We start from the raw sequence: 17930 nt of genomic DNA on the forward strand, positions 1-17930 counted from the left end.
GGTAGAGGGGGAGCGAATCGTGAGCAAGCCGAAGAAGAGCGACAACTTCACCAAGCAGCCCCTGGGCACCGGTGAGAGCAACATCTTCAACCCGGACCTGTCAGCCAAGCCGGGGCTCTTTCCCGAACTGGACGATGTGGACTACCCGGCGAAGCTCATGGAGGAGCTGAAGAAGGACCAACAGCAGCGGGACAAGGAGGCCGAGGACTGCCCTCCCGTCATCGCCCACCGGCGCCGGCTGCGCGGCTTCCACAAGTACCGGACGGCGGCCTACATCCACGATCAGGGCAAGCTGAGCAAGAACGGGCGCGACCACTACACGAAGCGGCCCGACTACGGGAAGGAAGTGCTGGACGCTGCGCTGGCCTCGCGCCTCATCAGCCAGAAGTCGCACGACACGCTGAGCGACGACAAGAAGTGGAAGGACTCGATGGCGTTCCCCCGTGAGGGCTCGCCGTCGAAGTACAACAAGGACGCCAAGCGCTTCGTGCTCAGCAACGTCAACCAGCACAAGACGGAGAAGGACAACTTCTACCTGACCGGCTCCTGGTATCCTTACCAGTGGACCGCCCACCACCTCATTCCGCACGAGCTGCTCTCGGAGAAGAACCTCGGAGACAAGGAGTACGAGCTGCTCCAGCAGTCGGGCTACGACGTCAACAACGGGCACAATGGCATCGTCGCCCCGGCCTGTGCCTGGGCCGTGCCCATGCACCAGATCGTCCAGCACAAGGGCAACCACAGCGCGTATACCCAGTTCGTGGAGAAGCAGATCGCCTCGGTGGTGAAGTCCCTCAAGACGCTGGCCGACCAGGTCAAGCAGCAGACGCCCCCCAAGGACCACAAGACGGTGCTTGCGGACGTCCTCGAGCAGTTGACCAAGAAGGAGCAGGTGCTCTTCAACCGCATCCTGGCGATCAGCGCGGCGGTCGTCCCGGAGGCCCTGAAGGGGGCCCAGCGCGCGGGGCCCTTCGTCTCCTTCGCGCGAGGCAAGTCCCTCTTTCCCTTTGGAGTGCTGAGCTGATGGCAGGCAATGACTACTGGGTCCTGAAGACCGACTACACCAGCGCCGTCATCAAAAAGCTGCCGCTGGACGGGCCGGAGGCCCACATCCTGGACCGGGGCGAGCCCGCGGCGGCGCTGTTCCCTCTTGGGGCCACCGTGCGCTTCTCGGAGGACTACCCCACAATGCGCAAGGTCTGCGACTTCATGTCCACCATCTTCGGGACCCACATCGTGTCCGCCAAGGTGAAGCGCATCCTGGAGGCGCAGGGCGCGGACAACTGCGAGTTCATCCCCCTGACCATCCTCGACCATAAGGGCAAGGTGGCCAGCAAGGAGCACTTCCTGCTCCAGGTGCTGGGCCACGTGGAGGCCGTGGACATGGAGCGCTCCCAGGTGGTGATGAACTCCATCCTGAAGGACCAGATCGACAACTTCGAACTCCTGGTGCTCAATCGGGACGCCATTCCCCCCAACGCGGTCATCTTCCGGCTCTCGCGCAAGCGCGACGAGTTCCTCGTCAACCAGTCCACGTACGAGGCCCTGACGAAGGAGGGGATCACCGGCCTCAAGTGCTTCCGGGCGGACGGCTGGGACGGGATGGACATCTACTAGCGCATGGAACTGGACTTCCGCGGCCTGCGCCAGGACTCAGCCCTGGTGCTCGAGGTCCTGCTGGGACTCATCCACCCGGATGCAGCTCGCGAGGAGTTGGTGCGCGACGTGGCGTCCGGGGCGGTGCTCGGGTTGCGCGCCGCGTGGACGTGCTGCCGGCAAGTGGTGGAGGACTCGGGGGCGCCGGGCCGTCTGCCGCTGCTGCTGCTGGCGCTGGGGGGGAACACGCGGGAACAGGCGCTGCTCATGGAACTGCTCGGCGAGCCCCGTGCTCGCGCGGACGCTGTCTGGGCGCTGGGCCATGGTGGTCGGCCCGAGGCCGCGGACGCCTGCCTGAGGCTGCTGGAGGACGGGGACGCCCACGTGGCGCGGCTGGCCACGGAGGCGTTCGTCGCCATCACCGGCTTCCCCTTGGAGGACGCCCACTTGCTCGCGGAGGAGGAGCCCCCGGAGGACGAGTCCCCCGATGCTCCCCTCCTGCTGGATGTGGAGAAGACGCTGCCGCGAGCGGCTCCCGAGGCCGTGCGCGACTGGTGGGCTCGTCAGCGCGAGCAGCGGCGCTTCGCACCCGGGACGCGCTACCTCGCCGGCGTCCCCTTCTCCGCCACGGCGTTGCTCCAGTCCTTCGCCACGGTACCCGCGCGGCGCTGGTTCGCCCTGGCGCTGGAGCTGGCCATCCGGAGCCGTGGCCGCCACATCGTCTCCGCGCGCGACTTCAGCTTCCGACGCCACCGGCAGTTGGCGACGGTTCATGGCTTCGCTCCACGTGGGGCATTGCCCTTCTCGTCCCTGCTGGATTCGTGAGCGCGAGCGCCTCCATGCCTCCCCCCCTGAATGCCGCCGAGCCCGCAGTCACCCAGCGCATCCACGCCTTCGTCGAGGCCGCGGGCATGGGCTCGCCCCTGGGGCCCTTCGTCCAGGCCTGCGCGGCGTTCCGCGCGGGCCTGGACCGCTTCGAGGGGGCACGAGACTTCCACTACTTCGCGGGCGAGGAGAACACACGGCTGGATCTGAAGGTGTCCGCCCTGCCGTCGGCCACGTTCGGCTTCGCCGGTGCCGGAAGGCTGGTGGCCATCGCCTGCGAGACGTTCCAGGATCTGCGCGCCCGGCTGCCGGAATGCACCCTCACGCGCGACACCCCCCTCTTCCTGGCCCTGCCGGACCCGCTGGACCTGGGGATGGCGGTGTCCCCGGAGCTGGAACGCAACGCGGCGCGGCGGCTGGAGTCCCTGGGGCGGAGGGTGCTGTCCATCACCTTCGAGAACCTGGGCTGGCCCTGGCCCGGAGGCCCCTGGCACTTCTTCGGCGGCGGACACGTGGGGTTTGCCCGAGCGCTCCAGTCCGCCGGAGCCTGGATGGCCGGCAGCGCCAGACGGGCCTGCGTGGTGGCGTCCGTGGACAGCCTGCTGGACGCGGGACTGCTCGAGACGCTCTTGCTCCAACAGCGAGTGAAGAACGAGGAGCAGCCGGTGGGATTCACTCCGGGCGAGGCGGGCGTGGCGCTGCTGCTGCGCGTCCCCGGCCGCACCCCGGCTGACCTGCCCCGGGGCCGCCCCCTGGTGGAGGCCGTGAGCCTGGGGCAGGCACCCGCGGAGGCTCCGGGTGATGCTCGCATGCTGGCCTCGTGCGTGCGCGCGCTGAGATCGTTCCTGCCCGGCGAGGCCGGGGAGCCCTTCTGGGTGAGCGACCACAACGGCGAGGAACTCCGGGCCATGGAGTGGGGCATGCTCCAGACGCTGCTCCGGGCGGAGCCCCCCACTGGGCGTCCTTTGAGGCATGGTACACCGCCACGGGCTTCGGGGAGACCGGGGTGGCCTCCGGGGCACTGGGGGTGTGCTTGGGAGCCCGGGCCCTGGAGCGCGGGTATGCGCCAGCTCGAGCGGGTATTATCCTGTCCACCGACGAGAGCGGCGAGCGTGCCGCCGTGCTGCTGGCGTCCACGGCCACCTGAGCGGGTAGAGGGGGAGCGAATCGTGAGCAAGCCGAAGAAGAGCGACAACTTCACCAAGCAGCCCCTGGGCACCGGTGAGAGCAACATCTTCAACCCGGACCTGTCAGCCAAGCCGGGGCTCTTTCCCGAACTGGACGATGTGGACTACCCGGCGCGGCGAAGCTCATGGAGGAGCTGAAGAAGGACAAGCAGCAGCGGGACAAGGAGGCCGAGGACTGCCCTCCTGTCATCGCCCACCGACGTCGGCTGCGCGGCTTCCACAAGTACCGGACGGCGGCCTACATCCACGACCAGGGCAAGCTGAGCAAGATCGGGCGTGACCACTACACGAAGCGGCCCGACTACGGGAAGGATGCGCTGGACGCCGCACTGGCCTCGGGCCTCATCCGCCAGACGACGTACGACACCCTGAGCGACGACAAGAAGTGGAAGGACGCGATGGCGTTTCCCCGTGAGGGCTCGCCGTCGAAGTACAGCAAGGACAGCAAGCGCTTCGTGCTCAGCAACGTCAACCAGCACAAGACCGAGAAAGACAACTTCTACCTGACCGGCTCCTGGTATCCCTACCAGTGGACCGCCCACCACCTCATCCCGCACGAGCTGCTCTCGGAGAAGAACCTCGGAGACAAGGAGTACGAGTTGCTCCAGCAGTCGGGCTACGACGTCAACAACGGACACAATGGCATCATCGCTCCGGCCTGCTCCTGGGCCGTGCCCATGCACCAGATCGTCCAACACAAGGGCAACCACAACGCGTACACCGAGTTTGTGAAGAGGGAGATTGCCTCGGTGAAGAGTTCCCTCAAGACGCTGGCGGATCAGGTCCGGCAGCAGACGCCCCCCAAGGATCACAAGACGGTGCTCGCGGATATACTGGACGAGCTGACCAAGAAGGAGCAGGTGCTCTGGAACCGTCTCCTGAAGATCAGCGCGGCGGTCGTCCCGGAAGTCCTACGGGGGAGCCCGACCACACGGCCCTTCGTCTCCTTCAAGCGGGGCAAGTCCCTCTTTCCCTTTGGAGTGCTGAGCTGATGGCAGGCAACGACTACTGGGTCCTGAAGACCGACTACACCAGCGTCGTCATCGAGGAGTTGCCGCCGGGTGGGCCGGAGGCCTTCATCCTGGACCGTGGCGAGCGCGTGGCGGAGTTGTTCCCGCCCGAGCCCACCGTGCGCTTTTCGGAGGACCACCCCACGCGGCGCAAGGTCTGCGACTTCATGTCCACCATCTTCGGCTCCCACATCGTGTCCGCCAAGGTGAAGCGCATCCTGGAGGAGCAGGGCGCGGACGACTGTGAGTTCATCCCGCTGACCATCCTCAACCACAAGGGCAAGGTGGCCAGCAAGGAGCACTTCCTGCTCAACGTGCTGGGTCACGTGGAGGCCGTGGACATGGAGCGCTCCCAGGTGGTGATGAACTCCATCCTGAAGGACCGCATCGGCAACTTCGAGCAACTGGTGCTCAATCGGGACGCCATCCCGCCCAACGCGGTCATCTTCCGGCTCTCGCGCAAGCGCGACGAGTTCCTCGTCAACCAGGCCGCGTACGAGGCCCTGACGAAGGAGGAGGTCACCGGCCTCAAGTGCTTCCGGGCGGACGGCTGGGACGGGATGGACATCTACTAGCGCATGGAACTGGACTTCCGCAGCCTGCGCCAAGACTCAGCCCTGGCGCTCGAGGTCCTGCTGGGCCGCATCCACCCGGATGCCTCCCGCGAGGAACTGGTGCGCGACGTGGCGGCCGTGTGCCTGTGCTTCCACACGCTGGGGGTAGCCAGCCTGCTGGTGGACGGCTACCCGAAGGATTTCTTCCTCAACCTGGGGCGCGCGGGGGAGAGCTGTCGCCGACTGCTCGCGCTGCTGCGCTCGCGCGGTGAGTCCCCCCCGCCCGCTACCTGGCAGGAGCCGTTGCTGGGTGTGGTGGCCGCCGGGCACTGGGAACTCGCCCGGCGCATCGTCCAGGACTCGGCCACGCAGAGGCAGCCGGAGTCCGACGAGTACGAGGACGACTTCGACTGGGCGGTGCTTCTGCGGGAGCTCATCGCTCCACGAGAGGAAGGGCCGGAGCGGACGGACGCGCTGGTGGTGAGACTGGAGCGCTCCGGGGGCGAGACCTACGCGGATCGACTGGCGCTGGTGGAAGCTCTGCGGCACCGGGACGCCCGCGCCTTCTTCGAGGCCTTCGAGGCCACTCGGCTGGCGCATGGGCAACAGACGGAGAAGCTTGCCAACAGCTTCACCACGGATGCGGAGCACTTCGCGCCCTACCGCTACGTCTGGTTCGAGGGCTTGGCGCTGCTACGCCTTGGAGAGCGCACTGGACTCCAGAGCCACGACCGGTACCTCTACTGCCCACCGCTGGCTCGGGTGCGCATGGCCGTGCCCATTGATGAGGACTGGCTTGTCCGCCTGACTGTTTGAGCGAGGACTCATCGCTGGCGGACCCCAGAGACGGTAGACTCCATGGATTGGACGGGTCCACATGGGCCCGCAGTGGGAGCACACTCATGAGCACACGGTCAAACGCCCCGGAGACCGGCCCGGGTACCCACACGCTGGAGCCAATCCTTGGCAGCCGAGAGGGCTGGGCCGCCGGCATCGACTCGCAGGGCCGGTTGCTCGTGGACTTCGAGGACAACCCCTTCGGACAGCCTGTGCCCGCGAGATTGGCGGTGGCGCTCGATGTCCAGGCCCGGCAGGACGCCGTTGCGTCCCGCCAGCGGGTGGTGCTGCTTTTCGAGAAGGGGGACCCGCGCCTGCCTTTTCTCATGGCCCTGCTGCATGAGCCCAGCCCGACGCCGCTGCTGGATGCACTGCTGGAGCCGAATCCCATCCCCCCGCGCCTTCCAGCCGAAGCCCGTGTCGATGGGCGGCGGGTCGTCCTGGAGGGGCAAGACGAGGTCGTCCTCCAATGCGGCGAAGCCAGCATCACCCTGCGGCGCAACGGGAAGATAGTCATCCAGGGCGTCACGGTCGAGACGCGGGCCCGGGGCTCCCACCGAATCAAGGCGGGCACGGTCGACATCAACTGAGCCGTGCCCGTCGGGCTCACCCGCCCAGAGGTGCATGGCCTGTGTCTGCGTCGCCGTGGATGAGCCACTGGCGCCCGGAGGTCCCCTGTCAGGGATGGGCGGCCTGTTGAGGGTGTGGGTTGGTGCAGGATGGCCGAGGAGGGCTTACCTCTCCTTCGGTGGTCGCATGGAGAGGGTGCCTCCGCTGGAGGACCTTATCGCTCCAGGGTGAGGGCGAGTCCCTGTCCGACGCCAACACAGAGCGTGGCGAGCCCCCGCTTCGCGCCACGCCGCTTCATCTCGTGCACCAGGGTGGTGACGATGCGCGCGCCGCTCGAGCCCAGGGGATGGCCCAGGGCGATGCCGCCGCCGTTGACGTTGACGCGCTCGGGAGCGAGCCCCAACTCGCGAATGCACGCGAGCGCCTGGGCCGCGAAGGCCTCGTTCAGCTCCGTCAGGTCGAGCTCATCCGCCTTCCAGCCCACGCGCGCCAGGGCCTTGGTCGCGGCGGGGATGGGGCCCACGCCCATGTACTGGGGATCCACGCCGGCGCTGGCGTTGCTCGCGCAGCGCGCCAGGGGCGTGGCACCGGAGGCCTTCAGGGCCCGCTCGCTCATCAGCAGCACCGCGGAGGCGCCATCGTTGAGCGTCGAGGAGTTGCCCGCCGTCACGCTGCCGCCCTCGCGGAAGGCGGCCTTGAGCGAGGCGAGCTTCTCCAGCGAGGTGTCCGCACGGGGGCCCTCGTCGGCGTCCACGCGCAGGGCGGGCCCCTTGCGCTGGGGCTGCTCCACCGCGACCAACTCGTCGGCGAAGCGGCCCTCTTTCTGGGCGATGACGGCCTTCTGGTGCGAGCCGAGGGCGAAGCGATCCTGGTCCTCGCGCGAGACGTTGTAGCGCGAGGCCACGTTCTCGGCCGTCTCGCCCATCTGCTCCAGGGGGAAGAGCGCCGCGAGCTTCGGGTTGGGGTAGCGCCAGCCGAGTGCGGTGTCCCAGCCCTCGAACTTGCCCGAGGGGAAGCCGTCCTCGGGCTTGGGCATGGACCAGGGGGCGCGGGTCATGGACTCCACGCCTCCGGCCAGGACGATGTCCGCCTCGCCCAGGCGGATCATCCGGCTGGCCTGGATGATGGCCTCCAGGCCGCTGGCGCACAGGCGGTTGACCGTCACGCCGGGCACGCTCGTGGGCAGCCCGGCGAGCAACAGGGCCATGCGGGCGACGTTGCGGTTGTCCTCGCCCGCCTGGTTGGCGCAGCCGAGGAACACCTCGTCCACCTGGGCGGGGTCCAGGTTCTGGCGCTTGACCAGCTCACGCAGCACATGGCCGGCGAGGTCATCCGGGCGGAAGCCCTTGAGGGCTCCCCGGTAGCGGCCAATGGGGGTGCGGACGGCGTCGACGATGAAGGCTTCGGACATGGGGCCCTGGCTTCCTGGCGTAGGGGTCTAGAGGTACAGCCGCTGCGGATCGAGCCGCTCGCGCAGCAGCCGCAACGTCGCGTCATCGGGGACGGACGCCGTCTTCAGCGTGTCCGCCACCTTCAGCTTCCAACCACAGGCGGCCTGGACCGCTTCCGGGGTGACGCCCGGGTACACCTCGGTGAGCACCGCCTCGCCCGTGGTGTCGAACGTCATCACGCCCAGGTCGGTGATGAGGCAGGTCGGCCCCCCTCCGGGCATGCCCAGCTCCGCGCGGCTCTTGCCATTCATGCGATGGCCGGGGCTCGTCACGAAGTCGCAGCGCTCCACGAAGGTGCGCTTGCTCATGCGCATGATGATGAGCAGCCGCCGGGCGTGGACGGCAATTTCACACGCGCCGCCGCTGCCGGGCAGGCGCACCTTGGGGTTGGCGTAGTCGCCGATGACCGTGGTGTTGATGTTGCCCCACTTGTCCACCTGGGCGCCGCCGAGGAAGCCCACCTCGATGTGCCCGCGCTGAAGCAGGCACTGGAAGATGTCCGCCTGGCTCACCACCGCGAGCGAGTCCGTCACCAGGGAGGGGTCCCCGATGGACACCGGCAGCCGCTCGGGGATGGCCCCCACGGCGCCGGACTCGTAGATCATGAACAGGCCCGGGGCGTGCGTGGCCCGCGCGAGGTTGCAGGCCAGGTTGGGCAGGCCGATGCCCACGAAGACCACGTTGCCGTCGTGCAGCTCCTGCGAGGCCCGGTAGGCCATGCGCTCGGACGCGCTGGCGCCTGTCTGGGTTTCAGTAGCCATAGTCCACCCCCTCGCTCATGCGCGGCTTCGCCCGGAGCTTGTCGAGCAGGCCCGACTCGAGCTTCTTCAAATACTCCTGTCTGTCCTTGACCCCGTAGACGAACTCCTGGAGGTAGGCCTGATAGGTTTCCGGCTGGCGGGAAATATCCTCCCACTTCACGTAGAAGTCATTGTCGCGATCGTAGAAGCCTTGCACGAAGCTCGGGTGGCAGCCCCAGGGCTCGTGCACCACGTGGCTCACGATGATGCCGGGGACCACGGTGCGGTTGGGATCCCGGCGGATGACCTCGGTGGGGACGATCTGCTCGGCCACGACGATGACCTTGCGCGCGGCGAAGGCCACTTCCTTCTGCGAGCCGAGCAGGCCCCACACCTGGGCATTGCCCTCCACGTCCGCGCGCTGGCAGTGGATGATGGCCACGTCGGGGTGGAGCGCGGGGACGGTGGCGAGCGTCTGGCCCGTGTACGGGCACTGCACCGTCTTGATGGCGGGGTTGGCCTGGGCGATGTCCCCGCCGAAGTAGTTGTTGAGGGGCCAGAAGGGCAGGCCGGCGCTCGCGGCGAGGAAGCGCGAGAGCAGGCCGAAGTGCGAGTACTCGTCCAGCTCCAGGCGCTGGGGCGAGCTGGCCTCCCCCCGGCGGCGCAGCGCGTGCAGACTGCCCACGCCCGGGTTGCCCGCCCAACTGAAGACGAGCTTCTTCACGCACCCGGCCTCGATGAGCTGATCATAGACGAGGTCGGGCGTGAGCCGGATGGCCGTCAGGTCCTTGATGCCCTGCCGGATGATCTCATGTCCCGCCGCGAAGCAGATGAGGTGGGTGAAACCGTCGATGACGAGGGAGCTGCCATTCTTGACGGAGGCGGAGATGGCCTCCTTCATCGAGCAGAGCTTGTTCGTGGTGGACATGGACGGGGTCCTCAGATCTTCTCGTCGAGCGGCGGTTTGGCGCGCATCTGGTGTTTGTCATCGAGGAGGGTGAGGCACTCCTCGAGGATGCGCAGCATCACGTTCACCTCGTGCGGGCCGACGACCAGCGGCGGGGCGAAGCGGATGGTGGACTTGCCACACGACAGCAGGAGCAGGCCCTTCTGGAAGGCGAGCTGTTCCAGATCGCCCACGTAGGCGCTCGCGGGCTCGCGCGTCTGGGGGTGGACGAACTCGGCGCCGACCATGAGGCCCACGCCGCGCACGTCGCCCAGGGTGGGGAAGCGCTTCTGGAGATCCTTGAGGCCCTTGAGCAGGAGATCGCCCGTGGTGCGCACGTTCTCCATGAGGCCGTCGACCACGTCCAGCGTGGCGAGCGCGGCGGCGCAGCACACGGGGTTGCCGCCGTAGGTGCTGCCGTGCGAGCCGCGGGGCCAGGTCATCACGCTCTCCTTGGCGATGATGGCGCCCAGGGGCATGCCCGAGGCGATGCCCTTGGCGGACAGGACGATGTCGGGCATCACCCCGAAGTGCTCCGCGGCGAACATGTGGCCGGTGCGGCCGATGCCGGACTGGATCTCATCGAAGACGAGCAGGATGCCGTGCTTGTCGCAGATGCGGCGCAGCTCCTGGAGGAAGCTCTTGGGGGGGACCACGTAGCCGCCCTCGCCGAGGATGGGCTCGATGAAGACGGCGGCGACCTCGCGCGGGTCCACGTGGTTGATGAACCAGTCGTTCTCCAGCACCTGGGCGCAGTTGCACGACTCGTCACAGGCATTGGGCGCGCACCCGCGGGGACAGCGGTACGGGTAGGCGTAGGGGATGTGGATGACGCCCGGCACCAGGGGGCCGAAGAAGGCCTTCTGGGCCACCTTGGAGGAATTGAGGGAAATCGCGCCGTAGCTGCGGCCGTGGAAGCCGCCCTTGAAGGCGATGACGTACTGGCGGCGCGTGTGGTAGCGCGCCAGCTTGAGCGCGCCCTCCACGGCCTCGGTGCCCGAGTTGGTCAGGAAGACCTTCTTGGGTCCCATGCCCGGCAGGTAGCTGGCGAGCCTGGCGCACAGCTTGGCGAACGAGTCGTAATAGAAGTCGGTGCCGCAGATGTGGAGGAAGCGCGCGGCGGACTCCTGGATGGCGCGCACGACCTGGGGATGGGCATGGCCCGTGGACGTCACGGCGATGCCCGCCATGAAGTCCAGGTACCGGTTGCCATCCACGTCGTACACCCAGGGCCCCTCGCCCCGGTCCACCACCAGGGGGTATTCCTTGATGTAGGAAGGCGAGGTGAATTGTTTGTCCTGCTCGATGACGGCCTGGGCCTTGGGGCCCGGGGGCGCGACCTTGATTTCGGGATAGAGATTGCTCATGGGAATCTTGTCTCAGCCCATCCGGGTCTGGGATTGCTCGCGCATGAATTGCGAGACGTAATAGGGACCGCAGCCGCCCTTGCCGGAGCCGCCGCTGGCCTTCCAACCGCAGAAGGACTGCACGCCGGGCCAGGCGCCCGTGGTGGCGCCGGTGCGGCGGTTGGCATAGAGCACGCCCGCCTCGGCGCGATCCATGAAGGTTTCCACGTCCTCGGGCTTGCGGCTGAAGACGCCGGCGGTGAGGCCATAGATGCAGTCATTGGCCATGTGGAGCGCCTCGTCGAGCGTCTGGAAGCTCGTGACGCCCACGAAGGGCAGGAAGAGCTCGTCGCGCATCAGCCGGTGGCCGTGGGGCACCTCCACCACGGTGGCCTCCACGAAGTGGCCCTGGGCGAGTGCTCCCTCCAGCTGGGGCCGGCCTCCGCCCGCGTGCACGGTGCCGCCCTGGCGGGCCTCGGCCACCGCGCGCTCGAAGCGCTTCACCGCGGCGTCGTTGATGACCGGGCCCAGGTAGGTGGAGGCGAGGCTCGGGTCGGCCGCACGGGTGGCGCGCGCCTTCTCCGCCAGCCCCGCGATGAAGTCGCGCTTGAGGTCCTCGTGCACGTAGATGCGCGACAGGGCGCTGCACTTCTGGCCGGAGAGTCCGAACCCCGAGCGGTAGCACCCCTCGATGGCCGCCTCCAGGTCCGCGTCGCGGCAGACGATGGCCGGGTTCTTCCCGCCCAGCTCCAGGAAGCAGGGGCGCACGGACTGGGCGGTGAGGCGCCGGTGGATCTCCATGCCCACCGGCTGGCTGCCGGTGAAGTTGACGCCGTCGATGCCCGGGTGGGACACGAGCGCGGCGCCCAGGGACTCGCCCTCGCCGTGCACGAGCTGGAACACGCCCCGGGGCAGCCCCGCGTCATGCAGGGCCTGGTAGAGGCCCTCGGCGCACCAGGGCGTCTCCTCGCTGGGCTTGAGGATGACGGTGTTGCCCCCGAGCAGCACGCCCGCGCTCATGCCCGCGGCGAGCGCGAGCGGGAAGTTGAAGGGGGAGATGACCACGAACACGCCGTAGGGCCGCAGCACGCTCCGGGTGTCTTCCTTGGGCGACAGCCGCGCCAGCGGCTTGACGAAGCCCTGGGCCTCCTCGAGCTGGCCCGCGTAGTAGCGCAACAGGTCCGCGGATTCCTCCACGTCCCCGAGCGACTCCAGCCGCGTCTTGCCCACCTCGAGCGTCATGATGGCCGCCAGCTCCATGCGGCGCTCGGAGATGAGGTCCGCGGCGCGCTTGAGGATGCGCGCGCGCTCCTGCCAGGGCGTGGCGCCCCACTTCTTCTGCGCCTCGCGCGACACGCGCACCACCCGGTCCACCTCGGACAGGGGCGTGCGGTGGAAGCGGCCGAGCAGCTCCTGGTTGGCCGGGTTGCGGCTGTCCAGCAGGTCTCCTCCCCGCCAGGGCTCGCCGGAGATGAACGAGGGGTGCTCGGCGCCCAGCTTTCCGCGCACGGCCGAGAGGGCCTTGTCGAACTCCGCGTGCAGTTGCGACAGGTCGGCATCGAGGACGGAATAGGTGATGCGAAAGCTCATGGCCTCTCCATGTAGTGGTTGATTCCCCGGGCGAGCACTTCAACCAGCTCGTCCACTTCCGATTCCGTGATGACGAGCGGCGGGCCAATCATCACCAGATCGCCGTTGGTGCCATCGGCATGGCCGGTGTTGGGCCAGAGGATGAGGCCCTGGGCGAACAGCTCGGAGAGCAGCCCCTCCACCACCTTGCGCCCGCGGGGGAAGGGCCGCTTGCTGGCCTTGTCCTCCACGAACTCCACGCCCGCCATCAGCCCCACGCCCTGGACGGAGCCCACGTGGGGCAGGGGCAGGAGCACCTCGCGCAGGCGGCGCTGCAGGTACTCGCCCACGCGCGCGGCGTGCGCCACCAGGCCATGCCGCTCGTAGTAGTCCAGCACCGCGAGCCCCGCGGCCGTCATGACGGGGGCCTGCAGGTAGGTCTGCGCGTGCATGAAGCCGCCCGAGCCCTGACGCATCTCCTCGAGGTGGCTCTGGCGCACGAGCAGCGCGCTCAGCGGCACGTAGCCGCCGCTGATGCCCTTGCCCAGCACGAGCACGTCCGGCTGGAACTGGAACTGGGTGCTCGCGAAGAACTGGCCCGTGCGCCCGCAGCCGCACATGACCTCGTCGGCGATGGTGAGGATGCCGTGGCGGCGGCAGATCTCCGACACGCGCTCGAAGTAGCCCGGCGGGGGAGGGGACGCGCCCGCCGAGGAGCCGATGACGGGCTCGGCGATGAAGGCGGCGATGGTGGAGGCGCCCTCGCGCTCGATGGTCTCCTCCAGGAGCCGCGCGTAGTGCTCGGCCCCGTCGCGCGCGTAGTCCGCGAGGCCCGAGCGGTAGGGGTAGGGCGCCGGCGTGGTGATGACCTCGGAGAGCAGGGGCCCGAAGAACTTCTTGTAGTGGGGCCGCCCCGACATGGACAGGGCGTAGAGGGTGTTGCCGTGGTAGCCCGGCATGCGGGTGATGACCTTGGAGCGCTGGGGCTGTCCGCGCTCGACCCAGAGCTGGCGCGCGAACTTGACCGCGGCCTCCGTCACCTCGGAGCCGGAGCTGAGGAAGGCCGCCCGGTCGAGGCCCTCGGGCGCGAGCGCGCACAGCTTCGAGGCCAGCTCTTCCGTCACGTCCGCGGTGAAGTGCGTGCCGTTGACGTAGGCCACCCGGAGCAGTTGCTCGTGGATGCGGTCGGCCACCTCGCGGTTGCCGTGGCCCACGCTGACCACCAGCGCGCCGCCCGAGCCGTCCAGGTAGCGCTTGCCCTGTTTGTCGAAGAGATAGACGCCCTGGCCGTGGGAGATGACGGGGAAGTCTCGCGCGAGGTTGCGCAAGAGCACATGGCCATCGGGATAACGGACGGTGTTCACGGCGGCGGGAACCTCGAGGACGTGAGCGCGCACCCGTGACCGAATGGCGGAGGGTGCGTGTCAGGTGAAGACAATGAATGTCACGCGGACATCCGCTCCGGAGTGCCCTCTCGTGCAAGGGTTTGGATTCTCGAACCCATTCACACGAAACGCACAGGCACCAAACCCCCGTCGTTCTTACTGTCCGCCTCTTTGGCTTGTCAAGCACGCGAAAGCGTCTGCCCATGACGCACGGCGCCCTCGGTGCGGAGAGTCAACACGCGGATGCTCCTGGCACCGTGCGTGATGTGTATTTCCGGGCGATGCGCTAGGTGCGCCGGGCGCGTGGCCTCCGGGCGGGCGCCTTCGTCGGCCCTCGAGCGCTCAAGTCGCGCAGACCGGAGTGTTTCAGGCGGCGCCTGGCTTCCTCCACGGACACTCCCGCGAAGTGCATCGCCAGTGCGACCTTCACCTCGTGGCCGGCCTGCTCGAGCAGGCGCTGGGCCGCGGGCAGCGCGAGGTCCGTCAGCTCCGCCACCATCCGCGCCGCCCGGGCGCGCAGCTTCGTGTTGCCCGGGCGCATGTCCACCATGCGCCCACGGTACACCTTGCCCAGCGTCACGAAGGCCGTGGTGGTGAGGGCATTGAGGATCAGCTTCGTCGCCGTGCCCGCCTTGAGCCGCGTGCTGCCCGCGACGAGCTCCGGTCCCGTCCGGGCCAGCAACACCTCGTCCGCCTCCATTCCAGGAGCTGGCGGGCCGCAACACACCAGCACCGTGCGCGCTCCGCGCCGCCGCGCCTCCTGGAGCGCGCCGCGCACGAAGGGGGTGCGCGCGCTCGCGGAGATGCCACACACCACGTCGCGCGGGCCCACGCGCAGGCGGCGCATGGAGCCGGCGCCCGCCTCGGCGTCGTCCTCGGCGCCTTCCACCGCGCGCGTCATCGCCCGGGGGCCTCCGGCGATCACCGCCTGGACCTGGGTGGGGGACGTCCCGAAGGTGGGGGGACACTCACTCGCGTCGAGCACGCCCAGGCGCCCGCTGGTGCCCGCGCCCACGTAGACCAGACGGCCTCCGGCGTGGAGCGCATCGGCGACGGAGCGTGCCACTCGCGCCATGCCGCGCAGCGCGGGGCGGACGGCTCGGACCGCGGCCACGTCTTCTCGATGCAGACGGCGGATGACCTCTTCCGGAGGGACGAGGTCCAGATCCTCCGCCAGGGGATGAACCTGCTCGCTGGGCGGGAGCGCGTGGCTTGTGGAACGCGCCTTGCCCACCCGCGAGTCCTCGGCCCTGCTCAGGCCGCCTTGGTGACCTTGCCGGCCTTGATGCAGCGGGTGCAGGCGAGCACGCGCTCCGGGGTGCCGTTCACGGAGGCCCGGATCTTCTGCAGATTCGGGAGGGTCCGCTTCTTGGTCTTGTTGTTCGCGTGGCTGACGTTGTTGCCCACCAGCGGCCGCTTCCCGCAGATGTCGCATTTCCAGGCCATGACTGCCAACTCCTTGAAATCAGGGGCGAATTAACAGCCGCCCTAATGAGAGCGGCGGAACCTATCCACAAACCACCGGAAAATCCAGCGCGATCAGGATCAGCGCTTGAGGACGGGCTTCTTCTTGAGCATCTCCTGCACCAGCCGCGTGGCCCGGATGCCCGCGAGGAACTCGCCCTCCAGGCCCAGCCCAGGGAGGACCTCCCGTCCGGCGAGCAGGAGGTTCTTCGAGGGCGTCTGCTGCTTCAAACCCGTGATCCCCAGCACCGCTTCCGAGTCGAAGACGTAGTGGGGGTGGGGCATGAGCCGGCTGCCGCGCACCGCGCTGGCGTCCAGGTAGGGAGCCGAGCGCAGCAGGCGCTTGTCCTTCGTGAAGGGCATCAGCGCGTCGAGATGGGCGTCGATGCGCAGGGCGAGGTTCTGCAGGTAGCCCTCGCCCAGGTCCCGGATGCTGGCGGGGACGAAGCCCCCGGCGCACACCACCCGGAGCGCGGGGTTCTCCTTGCCCTGGTGGTCGCGCGCGGGGAGGAGCTGCACGAGCAGGCTGCCCAGCTCGCCCTCCTGCTGGGTGTCCATGAGCAGCAGCTCGCCCATGCCGCGCGGCAGCGCCACCTCCGGCACCACCCAGTTCACCGAGAAGAGGAAGGACTTCACGGTGGACTGGTCGAGCTGCTCGCTCAGGGCGCGGTGCTTCTTGCGCCCCGTCATGAGGCGCCGCAGCGCGCCCGCGTCCGTGGCGGACACCAGGCACGAGGCCCGGTAGAGCGTGTCCGAGCGCAGCAGCTTGAGCGCGGAGAAGCGGTTGCCGTCGAAGTGCAGCTCCTCGGCCACGTACGTGTCCGTGTTGTCGGGGCTGAGCAGGTCGCCGCCCAGCTCCGTGAAGCGATCGAAGAGCAACTGCCGCAGGCCGTCGCGTCCGCCCGGGTAGCGCCAGGGTGTCTGCAGCGCCTGGGACAGGGGCCGCGTGCGCGCCAGGGGCGAGCCGGGCTGATCCATGTGGACGGTGAAGGGCAGCAGGCCGCGCAGCAGCCGCGAGGGCTCGTCCGTGCCGCCCAGCCGGGGCTCCGCCTCGAGCCCGCCGTGCTGGCGCAGGCGCTTCTTGAGGTTCCAGGACTCCAGCATGCCGTCGGGCGGCAGGGGCGGGCCTTCCTTGAAGAAGGCATCCGAGGGCTCGTGCTGCCGGATGGTGGCGGCGAGGTCCGCCAGGATGCGCTCCCCCTCGGTCCCGAATTCGCGGAGGAACTCGGCGCTCCGGCGGGCCGGGTCGGCGTGCAGGTCCACCCGGTGGCGGGGCAGCACCAGTTGCAGCTCGGGCACGTGGGGCTGCTGGCCGCGTTGGAGCTGGGGGGTGAGGCTGAGTTCGGCGAAGGCCTCCTCCACCGCGGGCATCGTCTTGAGGGCCGGGGTGATGAAGGGGGCGTAGGGCAGCAGGAAGCCGTCGTGCTCGTAGCCCGGCCCCGTGCCGTCGTGCTCCACCAGGAGGACGCTGTAGCCACGCCGGGCGAGCAGCACCGCGGCGAGTGCCCCGCCCAACTGGCTGCCCAGGACGATCACGTCATAGACGTGCCGGGAAGGGGCCGTGGCGGAGGGGAGCGGTTTGGAGCGGGAAGCGGGCGTCGGCATTTCGCCGCGCACACTACACACGTTGCCAGGAGGCTCGCAGTGCTTTCCCGCGCTTCAGGGCACGGGGTCCCCGGAGTCGTCGGCGGGGGTCCAGCGGGGCGGCTCGTCCGGGTCGGGCCGCCCCTCGAGCAGCTCATGCGGGCGGAACGTTCCCTTGTAGCGCAGGGACGCGCACTCCTGGACGCGGTAGCCCAGGTACACGTGGGGAATGCCCCGGGCCCGCGCCAGCTCCACCTGGAACACCACGTTGGCCGAGCCCAGCGAGGCCCGGGCGTAGGCGGGATCGTAGAAGAAGTACACCGCGCTCCAGGCCCGGAGCGTCTCGTCGCAGATGCCCAGGCCGACGAGCCGGGGGCCGCCCTCGGCCGTGTCGTCGTACCAGGCCACCTCGCGCGCACACGGGTGGGGGAAGGCGAACTGGAGGAAGTACTCACGGGGGCCGATGGGCGAGGCGTTCCATTCGCGCGTCTGCTCGCGCTCGGCATGCCAGGCCCGGTAGAGCGCCAGCCGCTCCTCGTCCACCCGAGGGGGGCCCACCTCCACGCGCAGGTGGGCGCACGCGGCGCGGGCCCGGCGCTGGCTGCGGTTGGGCTGGAAGGTCGCCGTGGGGATGCGCAGCGACACGCACTGGAAGCAGGCCTGGCAGGCGGGCCGGAAGTACATGGGGCCGAAGCGGCGCCAGCCGCGCACGAGCATCCGCTCGTACTCCTCGGGCGTCACGTCCTTCATCACGAACTGCTCCATCGAGGAGCTCTGATCCGGCAGGTAGCTGCACTCGCCGGGCGGCTCGACGGAATGTCCCAGGATGATCGCCATGACAGCCCACGCTCGCGTTGACGGAACCC

At 68.8% G+C, this 17930-nt stretch carries 18 protein-coding genes; 8 read left to right on the plus strand and 10 right to left on the minus strand.

Translation table 11 applies throughout. From position 1 onward, the window contains the following. The first annotated feature begins 19 nt into the window (after nt 1–19). From CYFUS_RS16245 to CYFUS_RS16280, 8 genes are all read left to right on the plus strand, one after another. The gene (locus CYFUS_RS16245; protein WP_095986056.1) at nt 20–1024 is read left to right on the plus strand and encodes an AHH domain-containing protein; all 1005 of its coding nucleotides are present in this window, start codon (nt 20–22) and stop codon (nt 1022–1024) included. Continuing rightward, nucleotides 1024–1617, plus strand: a complete 594-nt coding sequence (locus CYFUS_RS16250; RefSeq protein WP_095986057.1) for an imm11 family protein — start codon at nt 1024–1026, stop codon at nt 1615–1617. Before CYFUS_RS16245 ends, CYFUS_RS16250 begins: the two co-directional genes overlap by 1 nt. Nucleotides 1618–1620: 3 nt before the next feature. Further along, nucleotides 1621–2421 (plus strand): hypothetical protein, encoded by an 801-nt coding sequence (locus CYFUS_RS16255; protein ID WP_095986058.1) that lies wholly within the window; start codon nt 1621–1623, stop codon nt 2419–2421. Nucleotides 2422–2435: 14 nt separating this feature from the next. Further along, nucleotides 2436–3746 (plus strand): hypothetical protein, encoded by a 1311-nt coding sequence (locus CYFUS_RS16260; protein WP_157758476.1) that lies wholly within the window; start codon nt 2436–2438, stop codon nt 3744–3746. Further along, nucleotides 3734–4600, plus strand: coding sequence for an AHH domain-containing protein (locus CYFUS_RS16265; RefSeq protein WP_095986060.1), 867 nt, complete (start codon nt 3734–3736; stop codon nt 4598–4600). The genes CYFUS_RS16260 and CYFUS_RS16265 overlap by 13 nt, the downstream gene beginning before the upstream one ends. Continuing rightward, nucleotides 4600–5193 (plus strand): imm11 family protein, encoded by a 594-nt coding sequence (locus tag CYFUS_RS16270; RefSeq protein WP_095986061.1) that lies wholly within the window; start codon nt 4600–4602, stop codon nt 5191–5193. Before CYFUS_RS16265 ends, CYFUS_RS16270 begins: the two co-directional genes overlap by 1 nt. A 3-nt stretch (nt 5194–5196) precedes the next feature. Beyond that, nucleotides 5197–5988 (plus strand): hypothetical protein, encoded by a 792-nt coding sequence (locus tag CYFUS_RS16275; RefSeq protein ID WP_095986062.1) that lies wholly within the window; start codon nt 5197–5199, stop codon nt 5986–5988. Nucleotides 5989–6074: 86 nt separating this feature from the next. Next, nucleotides 6075–6599 (plus strand): DUF6484 domain-containing protein, encoded by a 525-nt coding sequence (locus CYFUS_RS16280; protein ID WP_095986063.1) that lies wholly within the window; start codon nt 6075–6077, stop codon nt 6597–6599. Between the two features lie 194 nt (nt 6600–6793). On the opposite strand, the gene CYFUS_RS16285 is transcribed toward CYFUS_RS16280, so the two are convergent. From CYFUS_RS16285 to CYFUS_RS16330, 10 genes are all read right to left on the minus strand, one after another. Then, nucleotides 6794–7990, minus strand: a complete 1197-nt coding sequence (locus CYFUS_RS16285; RefSeq protein ID WP_095986064.1) for a thiolase family protein — start codon at nt 7988–7990, stop codon at nt 6794–6796. A gap of 27 nt (nt 7991–8017) precedes the next feature. Then, entirely contained in the window at nt 8018–8791 is a 774-nt protein-coding gene (locus CYFUS_RS16290; RefSeq protein WP_232537603.1) for a CoA-transferase subunit beta, read from the minus strand. Beyond that, complete coding sequence (locus CYFUS_RS16295) at nt 8781–9698, minus strand: CoA transferase subunit A (RefSeq protein ID WP_095986066.1); 918 nt, start codon at nt 9696–9698, stop codon at nt 8781–8783. Before CYFUS_RS16295 ends, CYFUS_RS16290 begins: the two co-directional genes overlap by 11 nt. An 11-nt stretch (nt 9699–9709) precedes the next feature. Continuing rightward, nucleotides 9710–11083: an acetyl ornithine aminotransferase family protein gene (locus tag CYFUS_RS16300; RefSeq protein ID WP_095986067.1), complete on the minus strand. Its 1374-nt coding sequence runs from the start codon at nt 11081–11083 to the stop codon at nt 9710–9712. 12 nt (nt 11084–11095) lie between these two features. Continuing rightward, nucleotides 11096–12652: an aldehyde dehydrogenase family protein gene (locus CYFUS_RS16305; protein WP_095986068.1), complete on the minus strand. Its 1557-nt coding sequence runs from the start codon at nt 12650–12652 to the stop codon at nt 11096–11098. Continuing rightward, the gene (locus CYFUS_RS16310; protein ID WP_232537604.1) at nt 12649–13995 is read right to left on the minus strand and encodes an aspartate aminotransferase family protein; all 1347 of its coding nucleotides are present in this window, start codon (nt 13993–13995) and stop codon (nt 12649–12651) included. Before CYFUS_RS16310 ends, CYFUS_RS16305 begins: the two co-directional genes overlap by 4 nt. A gap of 307 nt (nt 13996–14302) precedes the next feature. After that, the gene (locus CYFUS_RS16315; protein ID WP_095986070.1) at nt 14303–15250 is read right to left on the minus strand and encodes an N-acetylmuramic acid 6-phosphate etherase; all 948 of its coding nucleotides are present in this window, start codon (nt 15248–15250) and stop codon (nt 14303–14305) included. Nucleotides 15251–15270: 20 nt separating this feature from the next. After that, nucleotides 15271–15462 carry a 50S ribosomal protein L28 gene (rpmB, locus tag CYFUS_RS16320; RefSeq protein WP_002623527.1) on the minus strand — a complete coding sequence of 64 codons (192 nt, stop codon included), beginning with the start codon at nt 15460–15462 and terminating at the stop codon, nt 15271–15273. A gap of 99 nt (nt 15463–15561) precedes the next feature. Beyond that, nucleotides 15562–17085 carry an NAD(P)-binding protein gene (locus tag CYFUS_RS16325; RefSeq protein WP_095992045.1) on the minus strand — a complete coding sequence of 508 codons (1524 nt, stop codon included), beginning with the start codon at nt 17083–17085 and terminating at the stop codon, nt 15562–15564. A 54-nt stretch (nt 17086–17139) separates the two neighbouring features. Then, nucleotides 17140–17901: an arginyltransferase gene (locus tag CYFUS_RS16330; RefSeq protein WP_095986071.1), complete on the minus strand. Its 762-nt coding sequence runs from the start codon at nt 17899–17901 to the stop codon at nt 17140–17142. Between the last annotated feature and the right edge of the window lie 29 nt (nt 17902–17930).

It is taken from the genome of Cystobacter fuscus, from assembly GCF_002305875.1.
Classification (GTDB): domain Bacteria; phylum Myxococcota; class Myxococcia; order Myxococcales; family Myxococcaceae; genus Cystobacter; species Cystobacter fuscus_A.

Excerpts from the sequence above, each read along its gene's own strand:
- CYFUS_RS16260 (WP_157758476.1), top strand. The coding sequence starts at position 2,436 with ATGCCTCCCCCCCTGAATGCCGCCGAGCCCGCAGTCACCCAGCGCATC.
- CYFUS_RS16275 (WP_095986062.1), top strand. The coding sequence starts at position 5,197 with ATGGAACTGGACTTCCGCAGCCTGCGCCAAGACTCAGCCCTGGCGCTC.
- CYFUS_RS16285 (WP_095986064.1), bottom strand. The coding sequence starts at position 7,990 with ATGTCCGAAGCCTTCATCGTCGACGCCGTCCGCACCCCCATTGGCCGC.
- CYFUS_RS16280 (WP_095986063.1), top strand. The coding sequence starts at position 6,075 with ATGAGCACACGGTCAAACGCCCCGGAGACCGGCCCGGGTACCCACACG.
- CYFUS_RS16255 (WP_095986058.1), top strand. The coding sequence starts at position 1,621 with ATGGAACTGGACTTCCGCGGCCTGCGCCAGGACTCAGCCCTGGTGCTC.
- CYFUS_RS16305 (WP_095986068.1), bottom strand. The coding sequence starts at position 12,652 with ATGAGCTTTCGCATCACCTATTCCGTCCTCGATGCCGACCTGTCGCAA.
- CYFUS_RS16250 (WP_095986057.1), top strand. The coding sequence starts at position 1,024 with ATGGCAGGCAATGACTACTGGGTCCTGAAGACCGACTACACCAGCGCC.
- CYFUS_RS16265 (WP_095986060.1), top strand. The coding sequence starts at position 3,734 with ATGGAGGAGCTGAAGAAGGACAAGCAGCAGCGGGACAAGGAGGCCGAG.
- rpmB (WP_002623527.1), bottom strand. The coding sequence starts at position 15,462 with ATGGCCTGGAAATGCGACATCTGCGGGAAGCGGCCGCTGGTGGGCAAC.
- CYFUS_RS16325 (WP_095992045.1), bottom strand. The coding sequence starts at position 17,085 with ATGCCGACGCCCGCTTCCCGCTCCAAACCGCTCCCCTCCGCCACGGCC.
- CYFUS_RS16270 (WP_095986061.1), top strand. The coding sequence starts at position 4,600 with ATGGCAGGCAACGACTACTGGGTCCTGAAGACCGACTACACCAGCGTC.
- CYFUS_RS16295 (WP_095986066.1), bottom strand. The coding sequence starts at position 9,698 with ATGTCCACCACGAACAAGCTCTGCTCGATGAAGGAGGCCATCTCCGCC.
- CYFUS_RS16330 (WP_095986071.1), bottom strand. The coding sequence starts at position 17,901 with ATGGCGATCATCCTGGGACATTCCGTCGAGCCGCCCGGCGAGTGCAGC.
- CYFUS_RS16290 (WP_232537603.1), bottom strand. The coding sequence starts at position 8,791 with ATGGCTACTGAAACCCAGACAGGCGCCAGCGCGTCCGAGCGCATGGCC.
- CYFUS_RS16300 (WP_095986067.1), bottom strand. The coding sequence starts at position 11,083 with ATGAGCAATCTCTATCCCGAAATCAAGGTCGCGCCCCCGGGCCCCAAG.